This is a genomic window from Sphingomonas sp. (assembly GCF_042091075.1).
Lineage (GTDB): Bacteria > Pseudomonadota > Alphaproteobacteria > Sphingomonadales > Sphingomonadaceae > Sphingomonas.
Map to the genome: position 1 here is coordinate 1 of NZ_JBELIE010000172.1, position 6590 is coordinate 6590.

The 6590-nt window shown below is 66.1% G+C and carries 4 protein-coding genes; 2 read left to right on the forward strand and 2 right to left on the reverse strand.

Annotation, left to right across the window (positions count from 1 at the left end):
- Window positions 1-153: 153 nt before the first annotated feature.
- The gene (locus ACFDSW_RS14195; protein WP_375250932.1) at window positions 154-2346 is read right to left on the reverse strand and encodes a penicillin acylase family protein; all 2193 of its coding nucleotides are present in this window, start codon (window positions 2344-2346) and stop codon (window positions 154-156) included.
- 28 nt (window positions 2347-2374) lie between these two features.
- Here ACFDSW_RS14195 and ACFDSW_RS14200 point away from each other — a divergent pair, with 28 nt between their 5' ends.
- Together ACFDSW_RS14200 and ACFDSW_RS14205 are read left to right on the forward strand one after the other, a co-directional pair.
- On the forward strand, window positions 2375-3652 hold the full coding sequence (locus ACFDSW_RS14200; RefSeq protein WP_375250933.1) for an amidohydrolase family protein: 1278 nt from the start codon (window positions 2375-2377) through the stop codon (window positions 3650-3652).
- Window positions 3653-3946: 294 nt separating this feature from the next.
- Complete coding sequence (locus ACFDSW_RS14205; protein ID WP_375250934.1) at window positions 3947-6310, forward strand: membrane-bound PQQ-dependent dehydrogenase, glucose/quinate/shikimate family; 2364 nt, start codon at window positions 3947-3949, stop codon at window positions 6308-6310.
- Between the two features lie 31 nt (window positions 6311-6341).
- On the opposite strand, the gene ACFDSW_RS14210 is transcribed toward ACFDSW_RS14205, so the two are convergent.
- Window positions 6342-6590, reverse strand: a 249-nt coding sequence (locus tag ACFDSW_RS14210) for a hypothetical protein (protein ID WP_375250935.1), incomplete at its 5' end; no start/stop codon positions are given.

Below are 6590 nucleotides of genomic sequence, written 5' to 3' on the forward strand. Positions count from 1 at the left end.
ACGCTCTTCCGATCTTTGATAAGCATGTCGATGGTCAGCATGTGCGCCTCGCCGGAGGCCACATACACTGAAACGACCCTGAGATTGCGACCGGCGGCGTAGCGCTCGAGCCGGGCTGTCTCAGCCACGCATTCTTTGGCGCAGGTGTAGCGATCATCGTGCGTCGTTGCCGGGACGATACACCCGCTCGACATGACCGGCGAGCTCGTCGGGGTAGAAGTAGACGGGCCGAAGGCGGCCGCTGGCGTATCGGTCGACCTGGTCGGCGAAGTGAGGCGAGGCCTTATCACCGCTCTGTCCGCCCGCCATGACGGCCATTGCTCTCACGCGCGGGCCGAACTCGACCACCGCCACGAAGCTGTTGCCGCTCGTGCCGTAGTAGCGATGCGTTCCCGGCCACGTCTTCGCGCCGAACGAGGCAAGGCTACCCCATTGTGCTGAGGTAAAGGGCACGGGCGTCGACGGCTTCGTGTCGTCGAAATGCGGTTGGATGGCGCCATCCAGTCGCTGGAAGCGGTTAATCGCCTGCCACGGTGTCCGCCATGTGCCGAAATCTCGCGTCAGTTGCGCTACCGCCGTTTCCAGCGCAGCGAGCTTGGTGGCGGCATCGACGCGAGTGGCGATATAGTCGGGCACGTTGATCCGCTCCGCCTGGGCGAAGCTGCCGACCTCTCGCCAGAGCTGATCGCCCCAGTAGACGGCCAGGCTGGTCGCAACGGAGTCGCTGCCCCAGCAATGATCCCACCGGGCGAGGGTGGCGATCGGCGCGGCCAGTTGGCGCCGGCGTGGGTCATTCGCCGGCAACGCACCCCATGCGGCGACGAGGCCGGGCAGCAGCCGCGCGAAGGCAGGCAGATAGGGATCGTAAGCGGCGACGCGCAACCGCTCGGGCGTCCAGCCGCGCTTGCCGGTCAGCAGGAGGTCGGCGTGTTCGCCGCGGGCGTTGCCGCCGACCTGATCCATGTAGCGCGGATAGTCGGCTGCCTTGGGACTATCCGGTCCAGCGGCGCTCCACGGCCAGTCGTTGGTGTTGTGGACCCAGCCAACCCGCGGGTTGGTGACGCTCGGCAGGCTGGCAAGCGGGTGCAGCCCTTGCCAGTCGGTCGCGGGATCACTGCCGTCGACAGGGCGGGTATAGTCGAACCGATCATCGCGCACCGGCATGAACTGCGGCATCAGGAACGCGATCTCGCCCCTGTCATCGGCGAACAGCGTGTCGTTCGACGAATTCGCCTTCCGCTCGGCCACCGCCACATACGAGGCAAGGTCGGTGGCCTTGGTGCGCAACCAGCTCTGCTCCAGCGCCGGGACGGGCCGCCACATCAACGCGGTCGCGATCCATCGACCGTTCTTCGCCGCGACGATCGGACCATGATGCGTGCGCCAGGTCGTAAATCGCCGCTCGCCCAGGTTGCCGTCGGACTGGCGGAAGCGGATCGTCACCGTGCGCGCCGTGGCCGGGCGCGTCTCGCCACCGTAGCGGTAGGCCCAGCCGCTGCCGCGACGTACCATCGCCTCGGCGAACTGGTCGACATTGTCGACGGTGGAGGAGGTGTGCATCCAGCCGGCGTGCGCGTTGAACCCCTGATAGACGAAGAACTGTCCCCAGGTGCTGGCGCCATAGGCATTCAGCCCGTCGTCGCTCGTCATCTGCGCTTCCGAGCGGAAGTAGAAACTGGTGTGCGGGTTGATGAGGAGGAGCCCCCGGCCTTTGGCGGTCAGCTTCGGCGCGATGGCGATGCCGTTCGACCCCGAAGGTTCGCGCGGGACCGCCCCCAGCTCTTCCGGCGTCGGTAAGGCCGGCTGGCCGTAAAAGGTCTTGAGGTCGGTGAGCGAAATGCGCTCGATATCGCCGCCAATGCTGCCTTCGGTGAAGCTCAGCGCCATCCACGGTTCGAACCGGGTCAACACCCTTGGCTTTACCCGCGGGTGGGTCGTGAGGTAGAAATTCAGCCCGTCCGCCCAGGCGTCCATCAGCGTGCGCAGCCAGGCGGGGCTGGCGATGTATTGGGCCTGAAGTTCGGCCGGATCGACGAACAGTCGCTGGCGCAGGTCTGCCCAGATCGCTTGCTCGCCATCCGCCTCGGCGGTGCGACCGAGCGCGGTCAGATAATTGGCCTCGATCCGTGCGAAGTCGTCCTCTGCCTGCGCATAGATCATGCCGAACACCGCGTCGGCGTCGCTGCGGCCGCGGACGTGGGGGATGCCCCAATCGTCCCGCGTGATCGTCACCCGCGCCGCCTCGGCCTGCCACCGTGCCATGTCGGGGGCGGGCGCGGCGGCGGTTGTCGCCAGAGAGGCCGCGAAGATCAGCGGATTGCGCGTGTGCCGCAGGACGGTAACCATGGCGCTAGCGTAGAACGGGGAGTGAGGCATGGCCAAGCACTGGTTGGCGATCGTGATGGCGATGATGCTCGCCGGCGCCAGCGAGCCACCGGTCGACCTCGCGACAGGTACCGCGACGTTACTGCGTCCCGCGGGTGTGTTCGACGGCGTCGACGGGAAGGTGCATGCCAGCTGGCAGGTGCTGGTGCGCGGCGATCGGATTGTCGCAGTCGGCCCAAATCTCGCCGTTCCCGCAGGCGCGCAGATCATCGACCTCGCCGGTGACACGCTGATGCCGGGCATGATCGAAGGACATGGCCATCTCTTCCTCCATCCCTATGACGAAGCGAGCTGGGACGACCAAGTGCTGCATGAACCGCTGGCATTGCGCACGGCGCGCGCCGTGGCGAACGCTCGCGCGACCCTGCGGGCGGGCTTCACCAGCGAGCGCGATCTTGGCACCGAGGGCGCAGGCTATGCCGATGTCGGGCTGAAGGCGGCGATTGATCAGGGGATCATCGAGGGCCCCCGGCTGAGCGTCGCGACGCGCGCGATCGTCGCGCTCGGTGCCTACGGTCCCAAGGGGTTCGAGCCGGGCGTCGCCATCCCGCAAGGTGCGGAGGAGGTCTCAGGCGCGCAGCAGATGATCGCTGCCGTGCGTCGGCAGATCGCGGCCGGTGCGGACTGGGTAAAGCTCTACGCCGACTATCGCTGGCGGCCAGGTGAGGAGAGTCGCGCGACGCTCAGTCTTGACGAAATCCGGGCGGCGGTGGCGGCGGCGCACGATGCCGGGCGTCCTGTTGCGGTGCACGCATCAACTGTGGAGGGCATGCGCCGCGCGATCGAGGCGGGTGTCGACACGATCGAGCACGGTTACGGCGGCACGCCCGCGCTTTTCGCGATGATGGCGGCGAAGAAGATCACCCTCTGTCCAACGCTCGCTGCCGCCGACGCAAGCGCACGCTATCGCGGTTGGAACGGCGCAGAGCCGGCGCCCGCCGCCGTGCAGAAGAGCCGCGATAGCCTCCGCCTGGCCCTCGCCGCCGGCGTGCCGATCTGCATGGGCGGCGACGTTGGCGTGTTCGCGCACGGCACGAACGCACGCGAGATGGAACTGATGGCCGCTGCCGGGATGACGCCGGCGCAGGTGCTGATCGCCGCCACCTCGGGCAACGCACGCTGGATGCGGATGGGCGATCGCCTTGGCGCGGTAAAGTCGGGCCTGCTCGCCGACCTGATCGCCGTTGCCGGAAACCCGACGCTGGACCTTGACGCCGTTCGCTCCGTGCGGCTGGTGATCAAGGGCGGCACCATCGTTCGCATGTAGCAGGATGCAGCCGCCCTAGCCTTCCGGCGCTGGCGGAACGAAGATGAACGGATGACCGGTACCGGGAGCTAGGCGCGAGGCGCCGAATGGCCGCAATTGCGTTTTCTCTGCCGCATAATGCGCTGAGCTTTGTTCTTCGCGCTTCCACCGAATGGCCAACGTCGGTTTCGTCGCCACGGCTCGACAAGTTGAATGCACGCTTGTCCACAAGCGATGGTGGAGGGAACCGCGCGCCTGTCTGAAACTTCGCCCTCGCCAAACGTTGATCGAGCAATGTTTTGAAAGGGTGCAGCAATGGCTCGGCTCTATCGGCTTGCAATCGCGTGGTTCGTGGCCGTCCTCGGTGGCTTCTTTGTGGTTGCTGGCGGGGTTCTCGCGTCGATCGGCGGGTCACCCTACTACCTGATCGCCGGCATCCTGATGGTCATCAGCGGCGCTCTGCTCGGCCGCAACCCCCGTCTCGGGCGTTTGCTGTTCGTCGCGATCTGGGTCGGCACGCTGATCTGGGCCATTCGGGAGGTCGGGTTCGACGGATTGCAGCTCGTCCCGCGATTGGTGGCGCCGACCGTTCTGCTCGCGTTCGTGCTGCTGACCGGGTGGCGCGCGCGATCGTGGCGATCGCACGCGCATGTCGCTCCCGTCGCGGCGGCGGTGCTATTCGCGCTCGGGATCGGCGGCATCGCTCTGCACGGCGGCCAGGTCGAGGCGCAGGGCGCAAGCGGGATCGCGCTGCCCGCCGCGCCGACCGGCGAGGCCGATGCGGACTGGCGCTATTATGGCGGTACGTTGTCGGGTCGGCGTTACTCGGCGCTGTCCGACATCACGCCACAGAACGTGGGCCGCCTCCAGCTCGCGTGGACGCAGCGGACCGGTGATTTGCCGATGGCAGCGGAGTCGAAGGAGCACAAGCGCGAGTATCATTCGGAGGCAACGCCGATCCACATCGGCGACACGCTCTACACCTGTACGCCGCACTCGTTCGTGCAGGCGATCGATGCAACCAACGGCAAGACCAAGTGGAGCTGGCATGAGGACGCCGCCATCCAGGGCAACAACTACCTGGTCTGCCGCGGGGTCACATATTTCGAGGCGCCGGCGGGTACGCCGTGTCCGCGGCGGATCTTCGCCCCCACGTTCAACGCGCGGCTCGTCGCGCTTGATGCCGATACCGGTCGTCCGTGCACCAGCTTCGCTAACAATGGCGCGATCGACCTGCGCACCAACATGGGCACGTCGAAGCCGTCCGATCAGATCGGCACCACGCCGCCTGTCGTCGTCAACAATCGTTTGATTATCGGCGAGCGGATCATCGACAATGTCAACCGCGACATCCCCTCGGGCGTCGTGCGCGCCTATGATCCGGTGTCGGGTGCGCCTGTCTGGGCCTGGGACGTCGGCCGCTCGCCGGACGCGATCGCGCCGCTGCCGGCCGGGCAGACCTATACGCGCGGAACGCCCAATGTGTGGGGCGCGATTACCGCCGACGCGGCCAATGGCATCGTCTATCTCGGTACCGGCAATGCCTCGCCCGATTACTGGATCGGTTACCGTCGCCCGTTCGACGACCGCTTCGGCTCGTCGATCGTGGCGCTCGATGTCGCCACGGGGAAGATGCGTTGGACGCGGCAACTCGTTCACCGCGACATGTGGGACATGGATCTTCCCGTGGGGCCGTCGTTGTTCGACTACCGAGCGCCGAACGGACGAGTGATCCCTGCGCTGATCCAGACGACCAAGATGGGCCAGGTGTTCTTCCTGAACCGGCTGACCGGCGCGCCGCTGGCGAGCATCACCGAGAAGCCGGTGCGCACCGATGGCGCGACACCCGGCGTCCGCGTTTCGCCGATACAGCCTTTCTCCACGGGCATGCCAAGCTTCACGCCGGCGGCGCCGACCGAGGTCGCTACCTGGGGGGCAACGCCGATCGACCAGTTGTTCTGCCGCATCGACATTCGCCGCGCGCAGGGAACCGGCATCTACCAGCCAATGGGGCTGAAGCCGATCATCGGCCACCCCGCCTTTGACGGCGTGACCGATTGGGGCGGTGCGGCGGTTGATCCGGTCCGCGGCGTGATGACGGTCAACACGATGGAGATGCCGTTCAAGCTGTGGCTTATGCGCCGCGACGATCCGAGGGTCGCCGAATTGATGAAGCAGAAGCAGGGTGGCGAGAACGCCATGCAGGCGCAGCTGCAGACGCAGTACAATACGCCCTACGTCGCGGTGGTGAAAGCATGGGTTGGCATCTTCGGGGCGCCATGCGTTGCGCCGCCCTGGGGGCATCTGACCGCGGTTGACCTCGGCACCCGCAAGGTCCTGTGGAAGAAGGTTCTCGGCACGGCGCGCGACACCGGCCTGTTCGGCTCGCATCTGGGCGTGCCGATCAAGACGGGCGTCCCCAATTTGGGCGGATCGATCATCACCGCGGGCGGGCTCGCTTTCATCGGCGCGACGACCGATCAATATCTTCGTGCCTTCGATCTCAATACAGGAAAGGTCTTGTGGAAGGCGCGGCTGCCAGCAGGAGCGCAAGCGACACCGATGACCTATCGCGGGCGTGACGGGCGGCAATACGTCGTCATCACCGCAGGCGGGCATGGCGCGCTGGGAACGCGCTACGGGGATTATACGCTGGCCTATGCTCTTCCGAGAAGCTGAGCACAGGCGATCCGGTGACTTCGCTTGATGGTCAGATCATCAGTTCGGCTTTAGGTCGGCTGGCGAGCGCCAACGCGGCGTCGAGGGCGCCGCATACTACCGTCCTGCCGGTGAACTGGTCCGTAAGGCTGTGAACAAGTGGATTCTGACGTCCGGTGAATTCGATGATATCGTTGATTTCGATCGAGCTATTCGTGATCCCCGGCAACCCCGTCGCATGCGGAATGAGGTGGTCCCGCCTTCTTGGACAGTTTGGCGGCTGAGTTAAGCTAATCCCGGT